The sequence below is a fragment of the Isoptericola sp. NPDC055063 genome, assembly GCF_053608125.1.
Genome location: NZ_JBSGUW010000005.1, coordinates 140,173 through 162,849, shown reverse-complemented (window position 1 = coordinate 162,849; position 22,677 = coordinate 140,173). Strand labels below are relative to the sequence as shown.

Sequence of the window (22,677 nt, the reverse complement as noted above, 5' to 3'; positions counted from 1 at the left end):
GGTCAGCCACCGAGCCGCGCCAGCAGCTGCCGCGTGCGCGCCACGTACCCGCCGCCGAAGAGCACGGCGTGCACGGCGAGCGGGTAGAGCTGGTGCAGGGCCACGCGGTCCTGCCAGCCGGGCGCGAGGGGGCTCGCCGCGTCGTACCCGGCGACGACCTCGCCCAGGTGCGGTGCCCCGAAGAGGGCGAGCATCGCCAGGTCGGCCTCGCGGTGCCCGCCGTGCGCCGCGGGGTCGACGAGCACGGCCTCGGCGGCGCCCGCCGGGCCGGGCGCCCACAGCACGTTCCCCGACCACAGGTCGCCGTGCAGCCGCGCCGGCTCCTCGCGCGCCGCCGGGCCGGCGAGGACGCCGAGGCGCCCGCACACCCGCTCGACGGCGGCGGCGTCGTCGGCGTCGAGCACGCCGCGCTCGCGGCCCTGCGCCACGACCGGCCGCAGGCGGGCGTGGGCGTAGAACGCCGGCCAGTCGCCCCACGCGCCGGCCGCCAGCGGGAGCGGGTCGTCGAGGGGCCCGAACCATCCCGTGTCGGCCCCCGGCGGCAGCACCCCGAACCCGTCCGCGCCGGCGCGGTGCAGCACCGCGAGGCGGCGCCCGAGGTCGCGCGCCGCGTCGGGGGTCGGGTCGGCGGCCCGGACCCGCTCCAGGTCGAGGTGCTCCGGGCCGACGCCGAGCACGCGCGCGACGCGCGGTCCGCCGGGTACGGCGAGCCAGCGCAGCCCGGCCGCCTCGGTGGCGAAGAACCCGGGCGGCGCGCCCGGGCGCGACTTGCGGAACGTGGCGACCATGCGGGCTCCCTCGGCGGGTGCGCGGCCTGCTGGGGTGGCCGGGTGGGGTGGCCGGGTCAGTACGTCGGCGTCACCTTGATGATCTTGCGGCGCAGCCACACGCGCCGCTCGCCGCCGATGTAGAGGCGGGTGCGCGCCAGCTCCCACCGGCCGTACTCGGCCTCGTCGGTGAGCATCTTGCGCGCGTCCGGGACGCTGGTGTCCCGGTCGATCGTCAGCACGCGGAACTCGTACTGTCCGTGCTTGCGCCAGGCGGACGTCGCGTCGCGGCGTCCGCCTGCCTGCGTGGTCGACGAGGTCGAAGCCATCCGTCGTCCTCCCGAAGTGCTCGCGGGTGGTTTTCGTCTGCCCATTGTGCCCCTCGGGGCGCTACCGTCAGAGCATGACCGCAGACCCGCGTGCCGCGCTGGACCGCTTCGTCGCCGCGCTGGAGGCGCACTACCACGCGGTGTCGACCCGCAGGGGTGACGACGACCCGGCGGTCGACGACGCCTACGAGGTGCTGGCCGACGCGTTCGAGGTCTACGAGGACGCGCTCGCGCAGGTGTACTCGGAGGTGACGCCGTTCTTCCTCGACGAGGGTGACGACGAGGACGGCGACGACGAGGACGATGACGACGACGAGGACGACCTGGACGCCGACCTCGACGCCGACCTCGAGGGGCCGGGGCTGACCGTGTCGACCGCCGGCGGTTCCGCCGGGACGGAGCCTCCCGGGCAGGCCTACCAGCGTTCGGGGTAGCCGATCTCGGGTGCGGAGACGTCGTCGAGAGCGGCGTGCACCTCGCCCGGCAGGTCGAGGTCGAGGGCCGACAGGGACGCCCGGAGCTGGGCGGGCGTGCGCGCCCCGACGATCGCGCTCGCGACGGTGTCGCGGGCGAGCAGCCACGCCAGGGCCACCTCGAGGGGCGCCCGGCCCAGGCCGTCGGCGGCGGTGGCCACGGCCTCTACGACGGACGACGCGGCCGCCTCGAGGTACGGGTCGACGAACGCCGCCAGGTGCGCGGACGCCGCGCGGGAGTCCGCCGGGATGGCGCGCCGGTACTTGCCGGTGAGCACGCCGCGCCCCAGCGGCGACCAGGCCAGCAGCCCCAGTCCGAGGGCGTCGGCGGCCGGCGCCACGTCCCGCTCCGCCCCGCGCTGCAGCAGCGAGTACTCGAGCTCCAGGGCGCTCAGGCCGGTGCCGTCCGCCTCCAGGAGGGTCGCGGCGCGGGCGGCCGCCCACCCGGGGTGGTTCGCGAGGCCGACGTAGCGGGCCCGCCCTGAGGACACCGCCAGCCGCAGCGCGGACACCGTCTCGGCGAGCGGGGTCGCCGGGTCGGGGCAGGCGACGAGGAACAGGTCGACGTGGTCGGTGCCGAGCCGCTCCAGGGACGCGTCCAGGTCCGCGAGGAGGCCCGCGCGGGAGGCGTCGACCCGGGCGCCCGACCGGCCGGCACGCACGCCGCCTTTGGTGCACAGCACCAGCTCGTCGCGCGCGACCTTGCCGTCGAGCAGCGAGCCGATGAGGCGCTCCGCGTCGCCGTCGCCGTACGTCGCGGCCGTGTCGACGAGGCTTCCCCCGGCGTCGACGAAGTCGCGGAGCTGTTCCGCCGCGTCCAGGTCGTCGGTGTCCCGGCCCCAGGTCATCGTCCCCAGGCCGAGCTCGGACACGCGCAGACCCGTACGGCCCACCTGACGACGCTCCATGGCGGGTCACGCTACCGGGAAACCCCGCTGGTCCGGGTAGTGTGACCGCCCGTGAATGCCTGGGAAGCGATCCTGCTCGGCCTGGTCCAGGGCCTGACCGAGTTCCTGCCGATCTCCTCGAGCGCGCACCTGCGCATCGTCGGCGAGCTGCTCGGCGGCGACGACCCGGGCGCGGCGTTCACCGCCATCACCCAGATCGGCACCGAGGCCGCGGTGCTGCTCTACTACCGCCGCACCATCCGGGACATCTGCGTGGCCTGGTGGACGTCCCTCGTGGGGCGGCACGGCAGCGACTGGCGCTCCCGGATGGGGGCCCACGACGACCAGGCGCGGATGGCCTGGTACATCGCGCTGGGCTCGATCCCGATCGGCGTGCTCGGCCTGCTCTTCCAGGACGTGATCGAGACCTCCCTGCGCAACCTCTGGATCACGGTCACGACGCTGGTCGTCTTCGGCGTGCTGCTCGGCTGGGCCGACAAGATCGGCCGCCGCACGCGCCGGCTCGACGAGCTGACCCCGAAGCGGGCGATCGGCTTCGGCTTCGCCCAGGCGCTCGCCCTCATCCCGGGCGTGTCGCGCTCGGGCGGCACGATCACCGCCGGGCTGCTGATGGGCTTCACCCGCAAGGCCGCCGCGGACTACTCGTTCCTGCTGGCCGTGCCCGCGGTGCTGCTGTCCGGCTTCTACCAGCTCGGCAAGTCGGTCGGGGAGACCCCCGCCCCTGGTGCGCCGGGGGCGGGCGCGACGCTCATCGCCACGCTGGTCGCGTTCGTCGTCGGGTACATCGTCATCATCGGCTTCCTCAAGCTCATCACCACGCACTCGTTCATGCCGTTCGTCTGGTACCGCATCGGGCTGGCCGCCGTGGTGGTCGTGCTGCTGCTGACCGGGGTGCTCACGCCCATGGGCAGCGGCGCGGTCATCTGACGGGTGCCCCGACGCACCGCGTGACCTGACCGGGTGCGACGCCCGGGTAGCCTGGGCGCGTGCGTTCCTGGCCCGCCCCCCAGATCCCTGAGCTCCCCGACCCGGCCGACGGCCGCCGCACCCCCGTCCGGGTGCACGACAGCACCACGGGCAGGCTCGTGGACCCGGCGCCGGGCGACACCGCCCGCTACTACGTGTGCGGCATCACGCCCTACGACGCGACGCACCTCGGGCACGCGAACACCTACCTGGCGTTCGACCTGCTGCACCGTGCGTGGCTCGACGCCGGGAAGTCGGTGACCTTTGTCTCGAACGTCACGGACGTCGACGACCCGCTGCTGGAGCGCGCCACCGCCACCGGCGTGTACTGGCGGGACCTGGCCGCCGACCAGGTGGCGCTCTTCCGCGAGGACATGACGGCGCTCGGCATGGTGCCGCCCGCGACGTGGACCGGCGCGGTCGAGTCGGTGCCCGCGGTGGTCGAGGCGGTGGAGCGGCTGCTGGCCGACGGCGCGGCCTACCGCGTGCCGAACGAGCCGGGAGCCGGTGGCGACGACCCGGGCCTCGGCGACGTGTACGCGGACCTGTCCGCCGACCCGGACTTCGGCGCGGTCGCCCGCCTCGACCCGGACGCGATGACGGCCCTGTTCTCCGAGCGCGGCGGCGACCCGCGTCGCGAGGGCAAGAAGGACCCGCTCGACCCGCTGCTGTGGCGGCGCGAGCGCCCGGGCGAGCCCGCCTGGGACGGCGCGTCCCTGGGCACCGGGCGGCCCGGCTGGCACATCGAGTGCGCGGTCATCGCCCGCGACGGCCTCGGCCTGCCGTTCGACCTGCAGGGCGGGGGAGCGGACCTGCTCTTCCCGCACCACGAGATGTCGACGTCCCACGACCGCCTGCTGGGCGCCGGCGGGGCCCGCGTGCACGTGCACGCCGGCCTCGTCGCGTACGAGGGCGAGAAGATGAGCAAGTCGCGCGGCAACCTCGTGTTCGTCTCCGCGCTGCGCCGTGCCGGCGTCGACCCGATGGCGATCCGGCTGGCCCTGCTCGGCCACCACTACCGGACCGAGTGGGAGTGGACGGACGCGGACCTCGCCGCCGGCGTCGCCCGCCTCGAGCGCTGGCGCGCGGCGGTGTCCGGCAACGGGGCCCCCGACGCGACGGCGACCCTCGCCGCGCTGCGGGCCGCGCTCGCCGAGGACCTCGACGGGCCGGCGGCGCTCGCCGCCGTCGACGCGTGGGCCGACCTCGCGCTCGCCCCCGGGCGGGACACGTCCGCCGACCTCGAGGGCGCGCCGGGCGTGCTGGCCCGCGCGGTCAACGCGCTGCTCGGCGTCCGACTCTGAGGCGGCCCGGACGAGGTAGCGAGCTCGGGCCCACGGGAAGGCGTCAGCCCTTGTCGCCGCCGCGGTCGCCCCGGTCGCCCTTGTCGCCGCCGACGTCGCGGCGGCGCAGGTAGCGCTCGAACTCGCGGGCGATGGCCTCGCCGGTCGCCTCCGGCAGGTCGGCGGTGTCCTTCGCCTCCTCGAGCTGCTGCACGTACTCGGCGATCTCGGCGTCGTCCGACGCGAGCTCGTCGACGCCGTGCTGCCACGCCTCGGCGTCCTCGGGCAGGTCGCCCAGGGGGACGGTCGCGGCGATGAGCTCCTCCACCCGCGTGAGGATGGCCAGCGTGGCCTTGGGCGACGGCGGGTTCGCGACGTAGTGCGGCACGGCGGCCCACAGGGACACGGCCTGGAAGCCGCGCCGGTCGGCCTCGTGCTGCAGGACGCCCACGATGCCCGTCGGGCCCTCGTACGTGCTCGGCTCGACGTCGAGCACCGCCTGCAGGCCGTCGCTCTCCGTGGTCGCCGTCATCGGGATGGGGCGCGTGTGCGGGACGTCGGCCAGCAGGGCGCCCAGCGTCACGACCGTGCGCACGCCCAGCTCCGCGGCGAGGTCCAGCAGCTCCGCGCAGTACGACCGCCACCGGAACGAGGGCTCGATGCCGTGCACCAGCACCACGGTGCGGTCGGGCAGCTCAGCGACCGAGACGGTGGTGGTGGGCCAGGTGATGGTCCGCTCGCCGTCCGGCCCGGTCTCCATGACCGGCCGGTTCACCTGGAAGTCGTGGTAGTCCTCCGGGTCGAGCTCGCGCACCTGGCGCGCGTCCCAGACCTCGGCCAGGTGCCCGAGCGCCGCCGTGGCGGCGTTCCCGGCGTCGTTCCACCCCTCGAACGCGGCGATCATCACGGTCTGCCGTGCGGCGTGGCGCCCGGTGGGCTCCGGCTCGGTCGTCATTCGTCCAGCGTATACAGCACGCCCACGGCGCGGGGCCGCGTCGGCGGCCGGGTCGCGTGGCCGGTCTCACCGGGCACGCGCGCCCGGCCCGCCGCCCGCGGTCCGTACGATGGACGGGTGCCCGAGACCCTCGCCCCCGCCCCCCAGACCCCCGAGCTGACTCTCCCCGCGGCCGTCCTGTGGGACATGGACGGGACCCTGGTGGATACCGAGCCGTACTGGATCGAGGCCGAGCACGAGCTCGTGGCCGAGCACGGCGGCACCTGGAGCCACGAGCAGGCGATGCAGATGGTCGGGAACGCGTTGACGGTCTCCGCGCAGATCCTGCGCGACCAGGGCGGCGTCGACCTTCCCGTCGATGCCATCGTCCGCCGGCTCCTGGGGCGGGTCGTCGAGCAGGTGCGCGTGCGGGTGCCGTGGCAGCCGGGCGCCCTCGAGCTGCTCTCGGGCCTCGCCGAGGCCGGCGTGCCCTGCGCGCTCGTGACGATGAGCTACGCGGAGCTGGCCGAGGAGGTCGTCTCCCGCGGGCCCGCGGGCGCGTTCGTCACCCTCGTCACGGGCGACCAGGTGGAGCGCGGCAAGCCGGACCCCGAGCCCTACCTGGTCGCCGCCGAGCGGCTGGGCGTCGACCCGGCCGCGTGCGTCGCCATCGAGGACTCGCCGACGGGGATCGCCTCGGCGCGCGCAGCCGGCGTCGCGACCCTCGGCGTCGAGGCCGTGGTGCCCGTGCCGCACCTGGACGGGCTCAGCCGGGCGTCGTCCCTGGAGGCCGTCGACGTCGCGACCCTCGCGCGCATCGGCGCCGGCGAGGTCGTCGACCTCAGCCGCTGACGGGCTCGACCTCGGGCTCGACCCCGAGGCGGGCGCGCAGCGCGCCCGCCGGAATGACCGGCGGGGTGCCGCCGAACTCGGGGCACACCTCCTGGTGCGCGCACCAGCCGCACAGCCGGCTGCGGCGGGGCCGCCAGTCGCCCGTGCGCGCGGCGTCCTGGATCGCCGACCACAGGGCGCGCACCTTGGTCTCCGTGGCCTCGAGGTCCGGCTCGTCGGGCTGCGCGCGCAGCACCTGCCCGTCGCCGAGGTAGAGCAGCTGCAGCATGCGCGGCAGCACGCCGCGCTCGCGCCAGAGCACCAGCCCGTAGAACCGCATCTGGAACAGCGCGGAGGCCTCGAAGCCGGGCCCGGGCGCGCGGCCCGTCTTGTAGTCGACCACCCGCAGCGCCCCGCCGGGGGCGACGTCGAGGCGGTCCACGATCCCGCGCAGCAGCGGCCCGTCGTCGAGCGCGGTCTCGACGCGCAGCTCGCGCGCCTCGGGCTCCAGCCGGTTCGGGTCCTCGAGGGTGAAGTAGGTGCCCACCAGCCGGCGGGCCCGGGCGATCCACTGCTCGGGCGTGGTCCCGGCGGCGTCCCCGTCGGCGTCGAACAGGGTGGCGTACCGCGGCTCCGCCTCGACGAGCCGCTCCCACTCCGCGGGCAGCAGCGCCTCGGCCGCCTCGGGCGTGCGCTCGCCGAGCGGCGCGTCGTACAGGCGCTCGAGCACCGCGTGCACGAGCGTTCCGCGGGCGGCCGCCGACGACGGCGGCTCGGGCAGCCGGTCGACCACGCGCAGCCGGAACAGCAGCGGGCAGCGCATGAAGTCGCCCGCGCGCGACGGCGACAGCGACGGTGTCGGGGTCGACGTCGGCGACGGTGCCTCGGCCGCCGTCGACGCGTCGGGCACGTCGGGAGCGGCGGTCGTCGTCATGCGCGCCACCCTACGGTCGGCCGGTGACAGGGAGGTGCCGACGACCGGGCGGCGGCCGACGCCGGATAACCTGACCGGGTGACCTCTCGCTCCCGGGGATGGGTGGTCGGCCGCATCGCGGGCGCGCCGGTCCTCGTCACCCCCTCGTGGTTCCTCGGCGCCGTCGTCCTCACCCTGGTGTTCGCGCCCTCGGTCCGGACGTGGTTCGCGCCGCACATGCCGACGACGGGCGTCCTCGTCGTCGCGTTCTCGTTCGTGCTGCTGCTGTTCGGGTCCGTCTTCCTGCACGAGGTGGCGCACGCGCTGGTCGCCCGCCGGCGCGGGCACCAGGTCACGGAGCTCGCCCTGACCCTCTGGGGCGGGCACACGGCCTACACCGGGTCAGGGGCCCGCCCGCTCGACGGTGCGCTGGTGGCGGTCGTCGGCCCGCTGACGAACCTCGTCCTGGCGGGGGCGTTCTGGGTCGCGTTCCAGCTGCAGCCCACCGCCGGGACGGTGCCGGCCGCGCTGCTGCTCGCCGGGGCGTTCTCGAACGCGTTCGTCGGGTTCTTCAACCTGCTGCCCGGCCTGCCGCTGGACGGCGGCCAGATCCTCGAGTCGATCGTGTGGGGCGCGACCGGGTCCCGGTCGCGGGGCACGCTCGCGGCGGGCTGGGTCGGCCGCGCGGTCGCCGTCGGCGTGCTCGTCTGGGCGCTCCTGTGGCCCCTGCTCGAGGGCCGGCAGCCGTCATGGGTGCTGGTCGTGTGGGCGGCGCTCATCGGGGCGTTCCTGTGGTCGGGCGCGGGCGAGGCGATCAAGGGCGCGCAGGCGCGCGCCCGGGTCGCGACGCTGTCCGCGCGCGGGCTCGCGGTGCCCGCCGTCGCGGTGCCCGTCGCCACCACGGTGGCGGGCGTCTCCGCGGCCGCGGCGCGGCACCCCGGCGCCGTCGTCGCGGTCGTCGGCCCCGCCGGCGAGCCGGTCGGCTGGGTGGACCCGGCCGCCGTCGCGAACGTCCCCGCGGCCCGCGCGGACGCTACCCCGGTGGAGGCCGTCGTCGTGCCGTTCCCGCCCGGCTCCGCGGTCACGCCGGACCTCGAGGGCGACGCCCTGCTCGACCGCCTGGCGCACGGCTCCTCGGGGGCGCGCGTCGTGCCCGTCGTCGAGGCCGGCCGCGTCACCGGCGTGCTCGACGTCGCACGCGTCGCCGCCGCGCTGCGCCGGTAGACTCGCCCGTCGTGACCTCCGCCGACGCCGCGCCCGAGAACAACCCCACCGCCGCCCCGGCGCCCACGCCGGGTGCCACCGGCGCCGAGCTGCGCCGCGGCCCGCTGCGCGAGGGGGACCGGGTCCAGCTGACCGATCCCAAGGGGCGCCTGCACACCATCACGCTCCAGCCCGGCGGCACGTTCCACACGCACAAGGGCTTCTTCCGCCACGAGGACCTCATCGGCCGGCCCGAGGGGTGGGTCGTGACGAACACGGCCGGCATCGAGTACCTGGCGCTGCGGCCGCTGCTGAGCGACTACGTCCTGTCGATGCCGCGCGGCGCCGCCGTCGTCTACCCGAAGGACGCCGGCCAGATCGTGCAGATGGCCGACATCTTCCCTGGCGCGCGCATCGTCGAGGCGGGCGTCGGCTCGGGCGCGCTGACGATGTCCCTGCTGCGCGCCGTCGGCGACGCCGGCGAGCTGCACTCCATCGAGCGGCGCGAGGACTTCGCCGCCATCGCGCGCGGCAACGTCGAGTCGTTCTTCGGCGGCGAGCACCCGGCGTGGCGCCTGTCGGTCGGCGACCTCGCCGACGTCCTGCCCACCGTCGCCGAGCCCGGCAGCGTCGACCGCGTCGTGCTCGACATGCTCGCGCCGTGGGAGAACGTCGACCCGGTCGCCCGCGCCCTCGTGCCCGGCGGCGTGCTGATCTGCTACGTCGCGACCGCCACTCAGCTCTCGCGGACCGCCGAGGACCTGCGCGCCGACGGCCGGTTCGCCGAGCCGCAGGCGTGGGAGTCGATGGTGCGCGGCTGGCACCTGGAAGGCCTCGCGGTACGCCCGCAGCACCGGATGATCGGCCACACCGGCTTCCTGATCACGGCCCGGCGGCTCGCGGACGGCGTCGCCCCGCCGGAGCGCACCCGTCGCCCGGCCAAGGGCTCCTACCCGGCGCCCGACGCCGAGTGGTCCGAGGAGGAGCTGGGCGAGCGCGCCGTCTCGGACAAGAAGATCCGCCGCGTGCGCCGCGACCTCGGGGTCGCCCCCGACGCGGAGGTCTGACCGGGCCGGACCTCGTGGCGGGGTCCGTTGGCGGGGTCACGGCCCGGTCACCGTCCGGTCTCGGTCGGGCGACGTCGCGACCGCTCCGTGAAATGAACCCCCGGACGTCCGCGTTGATGTCTAGGGTGCTGTACTCCGGGGGCGCCTCCCGCCCGGGCAGGTGACCACCCGGGACGCACGAGAGGGGATGCGATGACCGACAACCCTGTCCGCCCGGACTCGTCGGGGCTGCCGACCGGACCGAGCCACGACGCCCAGCTCGCCCTCCTCGCCGCGAAGAACGAGCGGCTCGCCGAGGCGCTCCGCGCCGCGCGCGACCAGATCGTCGAGCTCAAGGGCCAGATCGACGAGCTCGCGAAGCCGCCGGGGACGTACGCCACCTTCCTCGCAGCGCACGACGACGGCTCGGTGGACATCTCGTCCGCGGGCCGCAAGATGCACGTCCAGGCGAGCCCGGGGCTCGACGTCGAGGCGCTGCGCCCCGGCCAGGAGGTCAAGCTCAACGAGGCCATGACGGTGGTCGAGGCCGGCGGCTACGAGCGCACCGGCGAGCTGGTCACCGTCAAGGAGGTCCTCGACGCCGAGCGGGTGCTGGTGGTGGGCCGTGCCGACGAGGAGCGCGTCGTGCGCCTCGCCGGGTCGGTCGCCGACGCCACGCTGCGCGTCGGCGACGCCCTGACCGTCGACGTGCGCAGCGGGTTCGTCTACGAGGTGGTGCCCAAGTCCGAGGTCGAGGAGCTTGTCCTCGAGGAGGTCCCGGACATCGCCTACGAGGACATCGGCGGCCTCGGCCCGCAGATCGAGCAGATCCGCGACGCCGTCGAGCTGCCGTTCAGCCACCCCGACCTGTTCCGCGAGCACGGGCTGCGCCCGCCCAAGGGCGTGCTGCTGTACGGCCCGCCCGGGTGCGGCAAGACGCTCATCGCCAAGGCGGTGGCGAGCTCGCTCGCGGGCATGGTCGCGTCCGCGCGCGGCGGGGACCCGGAGGCGAAGAGCTACTTCCTCAACGTCAAGGGCCCGGAGCTGCTCAACAAGTACGTCGGCGAGACCGAGCGGCACATCCGCCTCATCTTCGCCCGGGCCCGCGAGAAGGCGACCCAGGGCGCCCCGGTCGTCGTGTTCTTCGACGAGATGGAGTCCCTGTTCCGCACCCGCGGCACCGGCCTCTCCTCGGACGTCGAGACGACGATCGTGCCGCAGCTGCTCGCCGAGATCGACGGCGTCGAGCGCCTCGACAACGTCATCGTCATCGGCGCGTCCAACCGCGAGGACATGATCGACCCCGCGATCCTGCGGCCCGGCCGCCTGGACGTGAAGATCAAGATCGAGCGGCCCGACGCCGAGGGCGCCACCGAGATCTTCGGCAAGTACCTCACCCCGGCGCTGCCCATCCACCCCGACGACCTCGCCGAGCACGGCGGCAGCCAGACCGAGGCCATCGCCGCCATGATCCGCAGCGTCGTCGAGCGCATGTACTCCGAGGACGAGGAGAACCAGTTCCTCGAGGTGACGTACGCGTCCGGGGACAAGGAGACCCTGTACTTCAAGGACTTCAACTCGGGCGCGATGATCCAGAACGTCGTGGACCGGGCCAAGAAGTCCGCGATCAAGGACTTCCTGTCGACCGGCCAGCGGGGCATCCGGGTGGAGCACCTGCTGTCGGCGTGCGTCGACGAGTTCAAGGAGAACGAGGACCTGCCGAACACCACCAACCCCGACGACTGGGCGCGGATCAGCGGCAAGAAGGGCGAGCGCATCGTCTTCATCCGCACGATCGTCCAGAAGAAGGGCGGCGACGGCGCCCCGCGCACCATCGACACGGTGACCAGCACGGGGCAGTACCTGTAGCCCGCGCCCACCCGAGATCGAGGCACCCGCCCCGGGGCCGACCCGCCGTGGTCGACGTCGAGACGGGTGCCTCGATCTCGTCCGGGACACCTAGGGTGGTGGCGTGAGCGTTCGTCGCGTGATGGGGATCGAGACCGAGTACGGCGTGCTGGCACCGGGGCGGCCGATGGCCAACCCGATGCTGATGAGCTCGCAGGTGGTCATGACGTACCGCGCCCTCGTGGCCAGCGCGGGAGCGCGGCCCCCGGCGCGCTGGGACTACGACGACGAGGACCCCCTGCAGGACGCGCGCGGGTTCCACCTGCAGCGCGCGTCCGCGCACCCGTCGCTCCTCACCGACGACCCGTCCCGGCCCGCGCCGTCCGGCCCGGTGGGCGGCGGGGGCGCCCCGGCGTCCGCCCAGGTGGCGTCCGCGGCGGGCACCCCCGGGGCGTCGGCGCGGGGGCGCGCGCGGCAGCAGCCCGAGGAGGTCGAGCGGCCGACCGTCGAGGACTACGACGACCCGAGCGCCGCGAACTGCATCCTCACCAACGGCGCGCGGCTCTACGTGGACCACGCGCACCCGGAGTACTCCTCCCCGGAGGTCACCGGGCCGCGCGACGGCGTGCTGTGGGACGTGGCGGGGGAGCGGGTCATGCTCGCGTCGGTGCGCTCGCTCACCCAGGTGCCGGGCGGCGAGGTCGTGCTCTACAAGAACAACGTGGACGGCAAGGGCGCCAGCTACGGCACGCACGAGAACTTCCTGGTGGACCGGGCGCTGCCGTTCGGCACGCTCGTCGAGCTGCTCACGCCGTTCCTCGTGACGCGTCAGGTGTTCGCCGGATCCGGGCGGGTGGGGCTCGGCCCGACCGGCGCGGAGGCGGGGTTCCAGCTCTCGCAGCGGGCGGACTACATCGAGGCCGAGGTGGGGCTGGAGACCACCCTGCGCCGGCCGATCGTGAACACCCGCGACGAGCCCCACGCCGACCGCACCCGCTGGCGCCGCCTGCACCTCATCATCGGCGACGCCAACCTGTTCGAGGTGGCGACGTTCCTCAAGCTCGGCACCACGTCCCTCGTGCTGTGGGTGCTGGAGCACCTCGACGAGCTCGCGGCGGCGGGCGTGCCGGCGCGGGCGCAGCTCGCCGCCCTGCGCCTCGCCGACCCGGTGGCGGACGTGCAGCGGGTCTCGCGCGACCTGAGCCTGGCGCACACGCTCGAGCTCGCCGACGGCCGGCGGCTCACGGCGCTGCAGGTCCAGGAGGCGTACGCCGACGTCGTGGCGCGATCGGTCGCGGCCCTCGGGGCCGGTGCCGGCGTCGCCGGGGGAGGGGCCGACGCCGAGACGGCGGACGTGCTGGACCGCTGGCGGTCGGTGCTCACGAGGCTCGCGACCGACCCGGCCACGTGCGCCCGCGAGGTGGAGTGGGTGGCCAAGCGCCGGCTCCTGGAGCGGATGCGCTCGCGCGACGGCATCGGCTGGGACCACCCGCGGCTGCACGCCCTCGACCTGCAGTGGACCGACGTCCGTCCCGAGCGCGGCATCTACCACCGGCTCGTCGCGTCGGGCGCCGTCGAGCGCCTGGTCGACGAGGAGCGGGTGGCCGACGCCGTGCACCACGCGCCGGCCGACACGCGCGCGTGGTTCCGCGGCGAGGTGATGGCGCGCTACGCCGACCAGGTGTCGGCCGCGAGCTGGGACTCCGTGATCTTCGACGTCCCCGGCGCGGCCGCGCTGCAGCGGGTGCCGATGCTCGACCCGGCGCGCGGCACGCGGGCGCACATCGGCGCACTGCTCGATGCCAGCCCCGACGCGGCCGCCCTGCTGAAGGGCCTGCGCGGCGAGGGCTGAGCGCGGGCCGTCCGCCCGCTCGGCTCCGGCGGGTCGCCGGGTGACCGCGGGCTGACCGGCGACGATGCTCCTGGTGGAACCCGTGGAGGTCCCGTGGGCCGCCGCGCGGGCGAACTCGTTCCGCCCTGGGCGCAACCCGCGTGGACGTCGCCGCGCAGTGTCGCTCGCAGCGCATAGGCTGGCGTCGCGAGACTCTCCCGGAGCTCCTTGTCGGGAGCTCCGCAGCAGCGAAGGAGGCGGACCATGGCCGGTCAGGAACGGATCAACCCGCAGCACGAGGACCGCACGCCCGACGACGACGCGGACGTCCCCGCGCCGGTGGCCCCCGCGGCGACCGAGCGGGACGCCGAGGTGGACGCCCTCCTCGAGGAGATCGACGAGGTCCTGGAGACGAACGCCGAGTCGTTCGTCCGCGGCTTCGTCCAGAAGGGCGGTCAGTGATCGCCCATGACCACCGCTGACACCTCGGGACGGCTGCCGGACGCGTTCCTGCGGCCCGGCTCGTCCTCGTTCGTGGACTTCCTCGCCGGGCACGCGCCCGACCTGCTGCCCGGGCGGCGTCCCGGCGCCGGCGGCGGGCCTGCCGACGGCCTCGCGCCGCACGCGACGACGATCGTCGCGCTCACCTTCGGCACCGACGACGGCGGCCGCGGCGTGATCATGGCGGGCGACCGGCGCGCCACGGCGGGCAACCTCATCGCCAGCCGGGAGATGGAGAAGGTCTTCGCGGCCGACGCCTACTCGGTGGTCGGCATCGCCGGCTCCGCGGGCGTGGCGATCGAGCTCGTGCGGCTCTTCCAGCTCGAGCTGGAGCACTACGAGAAGATCGAGGGCTCGCTGCTGTCCCTCGACGGCAAGGCCAACCGCCTGTCGACGATGATCCGCGGCAACCTGCCCCTGGCCCTGCAGGGCCTCGCGGTGGTGCCGCTGTTCGCGGGCTACGACCTCGACCGCGGGTACGGGCGGCTGTTCAGCTACGACGTCACCGGCGGCCGGTACGAGGAGCACGACCACCACACGGTGGGGTCGGGCTCGGTCTTCGCGCGCGGCGCGCTGAAGAAGCTGTGGCGCCCCGGGCTCGACGCCGACGCGGCGGTCGGGGTCGCGGTGGAGGCGCTCTACGACGCGGCCGACGACGACAGCGCGACCGGCGGCCCGGACCCGGTGCGGCAGATCTGGCCGGTCGTGACGGTGGTGACCGCCGACGGCGTGCGCCGGGTCGGCGACGACGAGCTGGCGGCGACGGTGGAGCGGATCGTCGGCGAGCGGGGGGCGGCGCACCGCGCGGCCCACGGCGACCGTCCCGCGGGCGGCGGCGGCCGGCCCGGGGCGCACGGAGGTGCACGCGCATGAACATGCCGTTCTACGTCTCGCCCGAGCAGCTGATGAAGGACCGGGCCGACTTCGCCCGCAAGGGGATCGCCCGAGGCCGGTCCGTCGTCGTGCTCGCGTACTCCGGCGGCATCGCGTTCGCCACGGAGAACCCGTCGCGCGCGCTGCACAAGATCTCCGAGATCTACGACCGCATCGCGTTCGCCGCGGTCGGCAAGTACAACGAGTTCGAGAACCTGCGCGTCGCGGGCGTGCGCTACGCGGACCTGCGCGGGTACTCCTACGACCGCACCGACGTCACCGCGCGCGGCCTCGCGAACGCGTACGCGCAGACGCTCGGCACGGTGTTCACCACGGAGTCCAAGCCGCTCGAGGTCGAGCTGGTCGTCGCCGAGGTGGGTGCCACTCCCGCCGCCGACCAGATCTACCGGCTCTCCTACGACGGATCCGTCGCGGACGAGCACGGGCACGTCGTCATGGGCGGGCAGGCCGAGCAGCTCAACGCCCGCGTGGGCGAGGCCTGGCACGACGGGATGGCGCTGCCCGAGGTCCTCGCTCTCGCCGTGCGGACCCTCGGCGCGGTCGGGACGGACGGCTCCGTCTCCGCGCCGGGCGAGGAGCGGGAGATCGCGCCCGCCGGCCTCGAGGTGGCGGTGCTGGAGCGCGAGGGCCGGCGGCGGGCGTTCCGGCGGCTGCAGGGCACGGCGCTGGCCGGGCTGCTCGAGCAGCAGGGTGACTGAGACCCGCTCCTGAGACGGGCGAGCGGGTCGGACAGCAGGGTCGAGCGAGGGGAGACGTCGTGGACCGCAGGATCTTCGGTCTGGAGACCGAGTACGGGGTGACGTGCGCGGCGGACGACGGGCGCGGCCTGTCCGCGGACGAGGTGGCGCGCTACCTGTTCCGCAAGGTCGTGGCGTGGGGGAGGTCGTCGAACGTCTTCCTGCGCAACGGCTCCCGCCTCTACCTCGACGTCGGGTCGCACCCCGAGTACGCGACGGCCGAGTGCGACGACGTGCACCAGCTCGTCGCCTACGACCGGGGTGGTGAGCGCATCCTCGAGGGCCTCGTCGCCGACGCGCAGGAGCGGCTGGAGCACGAGGGCCTGTCCGGCAAGGTGCACCTGTTCAAGAACAACACCGACTCGGCCGGGAACTCCTACGGCTGCCACGAGAACTACCTCGTGCGCCGCCAGGGCGACTTCTCCCGCCTGTCCGAGGTGCTGGTGCCGTTCCTCATCACCCGGCAGGTGCTCACCGGCGCCGGGAAGGTGCTGGCCACGCCGCGCGGCGCCGTCTACTGCCTCTCCCAGCGTGCCGACCACATCTGGGAGGCGGTCTCCAGCGCCACCACGCGCTCTCGCCCGATCATCAACACGCGCGACGAGCCGCACGCCGACGCGGAGATGTACCGGCGCCTGCACGTCATCGTCGGCGACTCCTCGATGGCCGAGCCCACGACCATGCTCAAGGTCGGCGCGACCGACCTCGTGCTGCGCCTCGTCGAGGCCGGCGTCCCCATGCGGGACCTGTCCCTCGAGAACCCGATCCGCGCCATCCGCGAGATCAGCCACGACCGCACCGGCCTGCACCCCGTGCAGCTCGCCAACGGCCGCACCGCCACCGCCGTCGACATCCAGTGGGAGTACTTCCACCGCGTGCGCGAGCACGTCGACAGCCACGCCGGCGCCACGCCTGTCGTCAAGCAGGTTCTCGACCTGTGGGAGCGCGGGCTGCGCGCCCTCGAGTCCGGCGACCTGTCCCTCGTCGACCGCGAGCTCGACTGGGTGATCAAGCTCAAGCTGATCGAGCGCTACCAGGCCAAGCACGACCTGGCGCTGGACGACCCGCGCATCGCGCGCCTCGACCTGGCGTACCACGACATCTCCCGCACCGAAGGGCTCTACAACCTGCTCGCCGCCCGCGGCATGGTGGAGCGCGTGGTCACCGACCTCGAGGTCTTCGAGTCGACCGCCGTGCCGCCGCCCACCACGCGGGCCAAGCTGCGGGGCGACTTCGTCCGCGCCGCGCAGGAGGCGCGCCGGGACTACACCGTGGACTGGGTGCACCTGAAGCTGAACGACCAGGCGCAGCGCACCGTGCTGTGCAAGGACCCGTTCCGCTCCGTCGACGAGAGGGTCGACCGGCTCATCGAGTCGATGTAACCGTCGTCCTGCCGGGCGTCGGCCGGGTCCGTCGTGGCGCGCGGTCGGTAGGTCGGACGAGGGCGGAGGAGGGCGGCGAGGGCCGTGGACCGTCGCTCCGGGGGACTGTCGGTCGTGGCAGACTGTCGCGGTGCTCCGCCGACTGACGCTCCTGCTGGCTCTGCTGCTCGGCGGCACCCTCGTCCTCGGCGGGTGCAGCTCGTCGCTGCTGGACGGGCTGGGCGACGTGCCGTCGTCGGGGCCGTCGGCGTCGCCCGTGCAGGTGTCGGGCGCGGTGGGCGAGCCGCCCGCGCTGGAGTACGGGCAGCCCTACGACGTGGTGCGCCCCGGCGCGCGGACGGTGTGGCCGGGGTCGGGCGACGCGGTGGTCGACGGCGAGCCGGTGCTCCTGAACATGTACGCCGAGGACGGTCGCGACGGCACCGTCATCTCCAGCACGTACATCGACGCCCCGGCCTGGTACACGATGTCGCCGGAGTCGCTCGGCTCCAACCTCTACGACACGTTGCGGGGCCAGAAGGTCGGTGCGCGCATGCTGCTCGTCGAGGAGGACGACGGCGTCCCGGTGATCCTCGTGGTCGACGTGCTGCCGACCCGTGCGTCCGGCGCCGAGGTTCCCGTCGGCGACGGGCTGCCGACCGTCGCGCGCGGTGCGGGCGGCGCGCCGGAGGTCTCCGTGCCGAAGAAGGCGAAGCCGCCGGAGGATCTGCAGGTGCAGCCGCTGCTGCGCGGCACGGGCCCGCAGGTCCAGGTCGGCCAGGTGGTCACGATGCGGTTCACCGCCGTGCGGTGGAGCGACGGGAAGCAGTTCGACACGACGTGGACGCCCGGCACCCGGCCGCAGTCCGCGACGGTCGGCATCGGGCAGCTGGTCGACGGCCTCGACCAGGGGCTCGTGGAGCAGACGGTGGGGTCCCAGGTGCTGCTCGTGGTGCCCCCGGACCTCGGCTACGGTGGCACCAGCAGCGACCTCGCCGGCGAGACCCTGGTCTACGTCGTGGACATCCTGGACGCGCACTTCCAGGTGACCGAGGACGAGTCCACCGGCAAGGGGCAGGGCGACGACGGCGGCGAGCCCGGGTCGGACCCCGGCACGAAGTCCGGCGACCAGCCCGCCGGCAACGACAGCAAGGAAGGGTGAGTCCCGCATGTCCGTGGCCGTCCGCGTGATCCCGTGCCTCGACGTCGACGACGGACGGGTCGTCAAGGGCGTGAACTTCACCAACCTGCGCGACGCGGGCGACCCCGTGGAGCTCGCGGCGCGCTACGACCGCGAGGGCGCGGACGAGGTGACGTTCCTCGACGTGTCCGCGTCGTCGGGCGACCGCGCGACGATGGTCGACGTGGTGCGCCGCACCGCCGACCAGGTCTTCGTCCCCCTCACGGTGGGCGGCGGCGTGCGGCAGGTCGAGGACGTCGACCGCCTGCTGCGTGCCGGCGCGGACAAGGTGGGCGTGAACACCGCTGCCATCGCCCGCCCCGAGCTGGTCGCGGAGATCGCCGCGCGCTTCGGGCGCCAGGTCCTGACGCTGTCCGTGGACGCGCGCCGGGTCACCGGCGAGACGGTCACGCCGTCGGGTTTCGAGGTCACGACGCACGGCGGGCGCCGCGGCACCGGCATCGACGCCGTCGAGTGGGCGGCGCGGGTCGCGCACCTGGGCGCCGGCGAGATCCTGCTGAACTCCATGGACGCGGACGGCACCACCGCGGGGTTCGACCTCGAGATGCTCGCCGCCGTGCGCGAGCGGGTGGATGTGCCCCTGGTGGCGTCGGGCGGCGCGGGGGAGCCGGAGCACTTCGTCGCCGCGGCCCGCGCGGGCGCGGATGCCGTGCTCGCCGCGAGCGTCTTCCACTTCGGTGCGCTGACGGTCGGCCAGGTCAAGGACGCGATGGCCGCCGCGGGCATCGAGGTCCGTCGATGAGCGCCCGCGCGACGGCTCGACCGTGAGCGGCAGTCCCACCCCGGAGGGCGGGGCCACCGGCGCGGGTCGCGCCGCGGGGCTCACGCTCTCCGGGTCCCGGCTGCGCCGCTCGGCGACCCTCGTCTGGCGGGGGATGCGCTCCGAGCCGCGCCTGTACGTGCTCGCCGTGGGCGCGTCCGCCCTCTTCGGCGCGGCGACGGTGGCGGTCAGCCGCGCGGTCGGCTGGGCCACCGACGCCGTCGTCGTGCCCGCCATCGCGGGGGACGAGGCCGCGCAGGGCCGCATCTGGATGGCCGGGCTCGTGCTCGCCGCCGTCGCGCTGACCCTCGCCCTCGGCGTGGCCGGCCGGCGCATCTGGGCGGGCTACGGGTTCGCGGCGATCCAGGCGCACCACCGGCGCGGGCTGTCCGGCCAGTACCTGCGGCTGCCCGTGTCCTGGCACCGGTCGCACCCCGCGGGCCGGCTGCTGTCCGCGGCGAGCGCGGACGTCGAGGCCGCCACCGGCGTGTTCAACCCCCTGCCGTTCGCCCTCGGCGTCGTCGTCATGATCGCCGTCGCCACGGGGATGCTCCTGGCGGTCGACGTGTGGCTCGCCGTCGCGGCCCTCCTGGTGGTCCCGGCCGCGATCGCGGCGAACGTCGTGTTCCAGCGGCACATGACGCCGGCCGTGACGCGCGCGCAGCAGCTGCGCGCCGAGGTGGCCGACGTCGCGCACGAGTCGTTCGAGGGCGCGCTCCTGGTCAAGTCGCTCGGCACCGCCGACCGCGAGGAGGCCCGCTTCGCGGAGCGCACGGACGCGCTGCGGGCCGCCAACGTGCGGGTGGGCACGGTGCGCGCGGTGTTCGACCCGGTCATCGAGCTCCTGCCGTCCCTCGGCACGCTCGTGGTGCTCGGGGTCGGCACGTGGCGGGCGTCCGTCGGGGCCGTCGACGCGGGAGACGTCGTCACCGCCGCCTACCTGCTGACTGTCATGGCCGTGCCGGTGCGCGCGTTCGGGTGGGTGCTGGGCGAGCTGCCCCGGGCCCTCGTCGGCTACGACCGGATCGCCGGCGTGCTCGACGCCCCGGTCACCCTCGTCGCGGGCGACCGGGTTCTGCCCCGGCCGGCCGGCGGCCTCGCGGTCCGGCTCGACGGCGTGGGCGTGGACGTCTCCGCCGCCGGGACCACCGCCACGCTCCTCGACGGCGTGGACCTCGACATCGCGCCCGGCGCCACCGTCGCGGTGGTGGGCAGCACCGGCGCGGGCAAGACGACGCTGGTCTCGCTGCTGGCCCGCCTCAGCGACCCCACGCGCGGCCGGGTCCTGCTCGACGGCGCCGACGTGCGCGACCTCGCCGCGGGCGAGATCCCCGCGCAGGTGGCCCTCGTGACGCAGCAGACGTTCGTCTTCGAGGACACCGTGCGCGCGAACGTCACCCTCGCCGACCCCGGGGACGCCGGGGCGCCCGATGACGCCGAGGTGTGGGACGCGCTGCGCACCGCCCGCGTGGACGACGTCGTGCGCGCCCTGCCCGGCGGCCTCGACGCGCCCCTCGGGGAGCGCGGCGCCAACCTGTCCGGCGGTCAGCGGCAGCGGCTCGCCATCGCTCGGGCCCTCGTGCGCCGGCCGCGGCTGCTCGTGCTGGACGACGCCACGTCGGCCGTCGACCCGCGCGTCGAGTCCGAGATCCTCGGCTCGCTGTCGGCCGCGCGCGCCGGCGACGGGGCGCGCGCCACGACCGTCGTCATGGTTGCCTACCGGATGTCGTCGGTCGCGCTGGCGGACGTCGTGGTGCACCTGGAGGGCGGGCGCGTCGTCGACGTCGGCCCGCACGCCGCGCTGCTCGCCCGCGACCCCGGCTACCGCGCCCTGGCCACCGCCTACGAGCGGGAGACCGCGCGCCGGGCCCGGGAGGTCGCCGACGAGCGGGCCGCCGGCGAGGACGTGGACGGCACCGACCCGACCGAGGAGGGGGTCGCGTGAGCGAGTCGCGCATCGCCACCGCCAGCGAGCTCGGGGTGTTCGCCACCCTGCGCCGCGGCGTGCAGATCTCGCCGCAGATCGTCGACGGGCTGTGGGTCACGCTGGCGCTCGCGGTGCTCGCCGCCGCGGGGCGCGTCGTCGTGCCGGTCGCGGTCCAGCGCACCATCGACGACGGCATCCTCGCCGCGGGCGGCCCGGACGCCGGGCGCGTCGCGCTGCTCACGGGCCTGGCCGCGGGCGCTGTCGTGATCGCCGGTCTGTGCACCGCGGTGGTGAACGTGCGGCTGTTCCGCCGCACGGAGGCGGGTCTGGCCGCGCTGCGCGTGCAGGCGTTCCGGCACGTGCATGACCTGTCCGCGCTGGCGCAGGGGACCGAGCGGCGCGGGGCGCTCGTGTCGCGCGTGACGTCCGACGTCGACACGATCTCCCTGTTCGTCCAGTGGGGCGGCATCCAGCTCCTCGTCTCCACGCTGCAGGTGCTGGTCGCCACGGCACTCATGGCCGTGTACTCCTGGCAGCTCACCCTCGTGGTGTGGGCGTGCTTCGTGCCGTTGTTCCTCGTGCTGCGGCGCGCGCAGGGGTCCGTCAACCGGGCGTACGCGGCGGTGCGCCAGGCCGTCGGGGCGATGCTCGGCGCGATCTCGGAGGCCGTCGTCGGGGCCGAGACGGTGCGCGCCTACGGCGTCGCCCGGCGCACGGGCCGGCGCGTGGACGCGGCCATCGAGGAGACCCGTGCGACGCAGGCGCGCGCGCAGCTCCTGGTGTCGTCGGTGTTCTCGAGCGGCGTGCTGGTCGCCAACCTGGTGCTCGCCGTGGTGGTCGTGGTCGGCACCCTCCTCGGGGTGGGCGGCGGACTCACGGCGGGCCAGGTGGTGGCGTTCCTGTTCCTGGTGCAGCTGTTCACCGGGCCCGTGCAGCAGGCCACCGAGATCCTCAACGAGCTGCAGAACGCGGTGGCCGGGTGGCGGCGCGTGCTCGCCGTGCTGGAGACGCCGGTCGACGTGGCCGAGGCCGACGACGCCGTGGCCAGCCCGCGCGGGCCCGCCGCCGTGACGCTGCGGGGCGTGCGCTTCGCCTACCCGGACGGGCCGGACGTGCTGCACGGGGTGGACCTCGAGCTCCCCGCGCGCCGCAAGGTGGCCGTGGTCGGCAAGACCGGGTCGGGGAAGACGACGGTCGCCAAGCTCGTCACCCGGCTCATGGACCCCACCGAGGGCCAGGTGCTGCTCGACGGCGTGGACCTGCGCCGCCTCACCCTCGGATCCCTGCGCGAGCGCGTCGTCCTGGTGCCGCAGGAGGGCTTCCTCTTCGACGGGACCGTCGCCGAGAACGTGGCCTACGGGCTGCGGGACGACGACGGCGCGATCCCCGGCGGGACGGGTGCGCCCGACGACGCCGTGGCCGCCCGGGTCGCCGAGGCGGTCGACGCCCTCGGTCTCACGGACTGGGTGGCCGGGCTGCCCCAGGGCCTGGCGACCCCGGTCGGGCAGCGGGGCGAGTCGCTCAGTGCGGGGGAGCGACAGCTCGTCGCCATCGCGCGGGCCTACCTCGCCGCGCCCGACCTGCTGGTGCTGGACGAGGCCACCTCCGCGGTCGACCCGGCCGCCGAGGTGCGCATCGCCCGGGCCCTGGACTCGCTCACCTCGGGCCGCTCCACGCTGACGATCGCGCACCGACTCTCGACCGCCGAGGCGAGCGACCTCGTCGTCGTGGTCGACGACGGCCGCGTGGTCGAGGTGGGCGGGCACACCGAGCTCGCCGCGGCCGGCGGTGTCTATGCCCGGATGCACGCGAGCTGGGTGGCGCAGACGCGCTGACGGCAGGACGGACGGCCTCGTCCGTGTTGTCAGAACGACGGGTCGGTCGTCGTCTGCGTCGTCGTCCGGCCAGTCGGTGCTGTCGTGTCGGCGGCCTTCGTCCGCCCGGTCGACGCCTCGGGCACGGTC

At 75.0% G+C, this 22,677-nt stretch carries 21 protein-coding genes; 16 read left to right on the top strand and 5 right to left on the bottom strand.

The window, feature by feature from the left end; translation table 11 throughout:
- Positions 1–2: 2 nt before the first annotated feature.
- Together ACWF41_RS08040 and ACWF41_RS08035 are read right to left on the bottom strand one after the other, a co-directional pair.
- Complete coding sequence (locus ACWF41_RS08040) at positions 3–788, bottom strand: fructosamine kinase family protein (protein WP_380316957.1); 786 nt, start codon at positions 786–788, stop codon at positions 3–5.
- A 56-nt stretch (positions 789–844) separates the two neighbouring features.
- Positions 845–1,096: a DUF5703 family protein gene (locus ACWF41_RS08035; protein WP_380316954.1), complete on the bottom strand. Its 252-nt coding sequence runs from the start codon at positions 1,094–1,096 to the stop codon at positions 845–847.
- Between the two features lie 74 nt (positions 1,097–1,170).
- On the opposite strand from ACWF41_RS08035, the gene ACWF41_RS08030 reads away from it, so the two are divergent.
- Positions 1,171–1,530, top strand: a complete 360-nt coding sequence (locus tag ACWF41_RS08030) for a primosomal protein (protein ID WP_380316951.1) — start codon at positions 1,171–1,173, stop codon at positions 1,528–1,530.
- Here ACWF41_RS08030 and ACWF41_RS08025 read toward each other — a convergent pair.
- The gene (locus tag ACWF41_RS08025; protein ID WP_380316948.1) at positions 1,512–2,477 is read right to left on the bottom strand and encodes an aldo/keto reductase; all 966 of its coding nucleotides are present in this window, start codon (positions 2,475–2,477) and stop codon (positions 1,512–1,514) included. The genes ACWF41_RS08030 and ACWF41_RS08025 overlap by 19 nt on opposite strands.
- A 51-nt stretch (positions 2,478–2,528) precedes the next feature.
- On the opposite strand from ACWF41_RS08025, the gene ACWF41_RS08020 reads away from it, so the two are divergent.
- Together ACWF41_RS08020 and mshC are read left to right on the top strand one after the other, a co-directional pair.
- A complete protein-coding gene (locus tag ACWF41_RS08020; RefSeq protein ID WP_380316945.1) occupies positions 2,529–3,404 on the top strand; it encodes an undecaprenyl-diphosphate phosphatase in 876 nt (291 codons plus the stop codon).
- Between the two features lie 59 nt (positions 3,405–3,463).
- Positions 3,464–4,747: a cysteine--1-D-myo-inosityl 2-amino-2-deoxy-alpha-D-glucopyranoside ligase gene (gene mshC, locus ACWF41_RS08015; RefSeq protein WP_380316942.1), complete on the top strand. Its 1,284-nt coding sequence runs from the start codon at positions 3,464–3,466 to the stop codon at positions 4,745–4,747.
- Between the two features lie 43 nt (positions 4,748–4,790).
- Here the strand turns inward: mshC and ACWF41_RS08010 are convergent, their stop codons facing one another.
- Positions 4,791–5,681, bottom strand: coding sequence for a PAC2 family protein (locus ACWF41_RS08010; protein ID WP_380316939.1), 891 nt, complete (start codon positions 5,679–5,681; stop codon positions 4,791–4,793).
- 117 nt (positions 5,682–5,798) lie between these two features.
- On the opposite strand from ACWF41_RS08010, the gene ACWF41_RS08005 reads away from it, so the two are divergent.
- Complete coding sequence (locus tag ACWF41_RS08005) at positions 5,799–6,512, top strand: HAD family hydrolase (protein ID WP_380316936.1); 714 nt, start codon at positions 5,799–5,801, stop codon at positions 6,510–6,512.
- On the opposite strand, the gene ACWF41_RS08000 is transcribed toward ACWF41_RS08005, so the two are convergent.
- Complete coding sequence (locus tag ACWF41_RS08000; RefSeq protein ID WP_380316933.1) at positions 6,502–7,425, bottom strand: RecB family exonuclease; 924 nt, start codon at positions 7,423–7,425, stop codon at positions 6,502–6,504. The two genes, ACWF41_RS08005 and ACWF41_RS08000, sit on opposite strands and share 11 nt — an antisense overlap.
- 78 nt (positions 7,426–7,503) lie before the next feature.
- Here ACWF41_RS08000 and ACWF41_RS07995 point away from each other — a divergent pair, with 78 nt between their 5' ends.
- From ACWF41_RS07995 to ACWF41_RS07940, 12 genes are all read left to right on the top strand, one after another.
- Positions 7,504–8,628 carry a site-2 protease family protein gene (locus ACWF41_RS07995; RefSeq protein ID WP_380316930.1) on the top strand — a complete coding sequence of 375 codons (1,125 nt, stop codon included), beginning with the start codon at positions 7,504–7,506 and terminating at the stop codon, positions 8,626–8,628.
- Positions 8,629–8,639: 11 nt separating this feature from the next.
- The gene (locus ACWF41_RS07990; protein WP_380316928.1) at positions 8,640–9,674 is read left to right on the top strand and encodes a tRNA (adenine-N1)-methyltransferase; all 1,035 of its coding nucleotides are present in this window, start codon (positions 8,640–8,642) and stop codon (positions 9,672–9,674) included.
- 192 nt (positions 9,675–9,866) lie between these two features.
- On the top strand, positions 9,867–11,522 hold the full coding sequence (gene arc / locus ACWF41_RS07985; RefSeq protein ID WP_380316925.1) for a proteasome ATPase: 1,656 nt from the start codon (positions 9,867–9,869) through the stop codon (positions 11,520–11,522).
- Between the two features lie 121 nt (positions 11,523–11,643).
- Positions 11,644–13,353 (top strand): depupylase/deamidase Dop, encoded by a 1,710-nt coding sequence (gene dop, locus ACWF41_RS07980; protein WP_380317009.1) that lies wholly within the window; start codon positions 11,644–11,646, stop codon positions 13,351–13,353.
- 243 nt (positions 13,354–13,596) lie between these two features.
- Positions 13,597–13,794 (top strand): ubiquitin-like protein Pup, encoded by a 198-nt coding sequence (locus tag ACWF41_RS07975; protein ID WP_380316922.1) that lies wholly within the window; start codon positions 13,597–13,599, stop codon positions 13,792–13,794.
- A 6-nt stretch (positions 13,795–13,800) separates the two neighbouring features.
- Positions 13,801–14,706 (top strand): proteasome subunit beta, encoded by a 906-nt coding sequence (prcB, locus tag ACWF41_RS07970; RefSeq protein ID WP_380316919.1) that lies wholly within the window; start codon positions 13,801–13,803, stop codon positions 14,704–14,706.
- Entirely contained in the window at positions 14,703–15,425 is a 723-nt protein-coding gene (gene prcA / locus ACWF41_RS07965; protein ID WP_380316916.1) for a proteasome subunit alpha, read from the top strand. Before prcB ends, prcA begins: the two co-directional genes overlap by 4 nt.
- Before the next feature lie 59 nt (positions 15,426–15,484).
- Positions 15,485–16,846 (top strand): Pup--protein ligase, encoded by a 1,362-nt coding sequence (pafA, locus tag ACWF41_RS07960; RefSeq protein ID WP_380316913.1) that lies wholly within the window; start codon positions 15,485–15,487, stop codon positions 16,844–16,846.
- Positions 16,847–16,976: 130 nt separating this feature from the next.
- Entirely contained in the window at positions 16,977–17,987 is a 1,011-nt protein-coding gene (locus ACWF41_RS07955; protein ID WP_380316910.1) for an FKBP-type peptidyl-prolyl cis-trans isomerase, read from the top strand.
- Between the two features lie 7 nt (positions 17,988–17,994).
- Positions 17,995–18,768 (top strand): imidazole glycerol phosphate synthase subunit HisF, encoded by a 774-nt coding sequence (gene hisF, locus ACWF41_RS07950; RefSeq protein ID WP_380316907.1) that lies wholly within the window; start codon positions 17,995–17,997, stop codon positions 18,766–18,768.
- Between the two features lie 133 nt (positions 18,769–18,901).
- A complete protein-coding gene (locus tag ACWF41_RS07945; protein WP_380317002.1) occupies positions 18,902–20,731 on the top strand; it encodes an ABC transporter ATP-binding protein in 1,830 nt (609 codons plus the stop codon).
- Positions 20,728–22,548, top strand: coding sequence for an ABC transporter ATP-binding protein (locus ACWF41_RS07940; protein WP_380316904.1), 1,821 nt, complete (start codon positions 20,728–20,730; stop codon positions 22,546–22,548). The genes ACWF41_RS07945 and ACWF41_RS07940 overlap by 4 nt, the downstream gene beginning before the upstream one ends.
- The last annotated feature ends 129 nt before the right edge of the window (positions 22,549–22,677 follow it).

Excerpts from the sequence above, each read along its gene's own strand:
- hisF (WP_380316907.1), top strand. The coding sequence starts at position 17,995 with ATGTCCGTGGCCGTCCGCGTGATCCCGTGCCTCGACGTCGACGACGGA.
- ACWF41_RS08040 (WP_380316957.1), bottom strand. The coding sequence starts at position 788 with ATGGTCGCCACGTTCCGCAAGTCGCGCCCGGGCGCGCCGCCCGGGTTC.
- ACWF41_RS08000 (WP_380316933.1), bottom strand. The coding sequence starts at position 7,425 with ATGACGACGACCGCCGCTCCCGACGTGCCCGACGCGTCGACGGCGGCC.
- dop (WP_380317009.1), top strand. The coding sequence starts at position 11,644 with ATGGGGATCGAGACCGAGTACGGCGTGCTGGCACCGGGGCGGCCGATG.
- ACWF41_RS08035 (WP_380316954.1), bottom strand. The coding sequence starts at position 1,096 with ATGGCTTCGACCTCGTCGACCACGCAGGCAGGCGGACGCCGCGACGCG.
- ACWF41_RS08025 (WP_380316948.1), bottom strand. The coding sequence starts at position 2,477 with ATGGAGCGTCGTCAGGTGGGCCGTACGGGTCTGCGCGTGTCCGAGCTC.
- ACWF41_RS08010 (WP_380316939.1), bottom strand. The coding sequence starts at position 5,681 with ATGACGACCGAGCCGGAGCCCACCGGGCGCCACGCCGCACGGCAGACC.
- arc (WP_380316925.1), top strand. The coding sequence starts at position 9,867 with ATGACCGACAACCCTGTCCGCCCGGACTCGTCGGGGCTGCCGACCGGA.
- ACWF41_RS07975 (WP_380316922.1), top strand. The coding sequence starts at position 13,597 with ATGGCCGGTCAGGAACGGATCAACCCGCAGCACGAGGACCGCACGCCC.
- ACWF41_RS08030 (WP_380316951.1), top strand. The coding sequence starts at position 1,171 with ATGACCGCAGACCCGCGTGCCGCGCTGGACCGCTTCGTCGCCGCGCTG.
- ACWF41_RS07945 (WP_380317002.1), top strand. The coding sequence starts at position 18,902 with ATGCGCTCCGAGCCGCGCCTGTACGTGCTCGCCGTGGGCGCGTCCGCC.
- prcB (WP_380316919.1), top strand. The coding sequence starts at position 13,801 with ATGACCACCGCTGACACCTCGGGACGGCTGCCGGACGCGTTCCTGCGG.
- prcA (WP_380316916.1), top strand. The coding sequence starts at position 14,703 with ATGAACATGCCGTTCTACGTCTCGCCCGAGCAGCTGATGAAGGACCGG.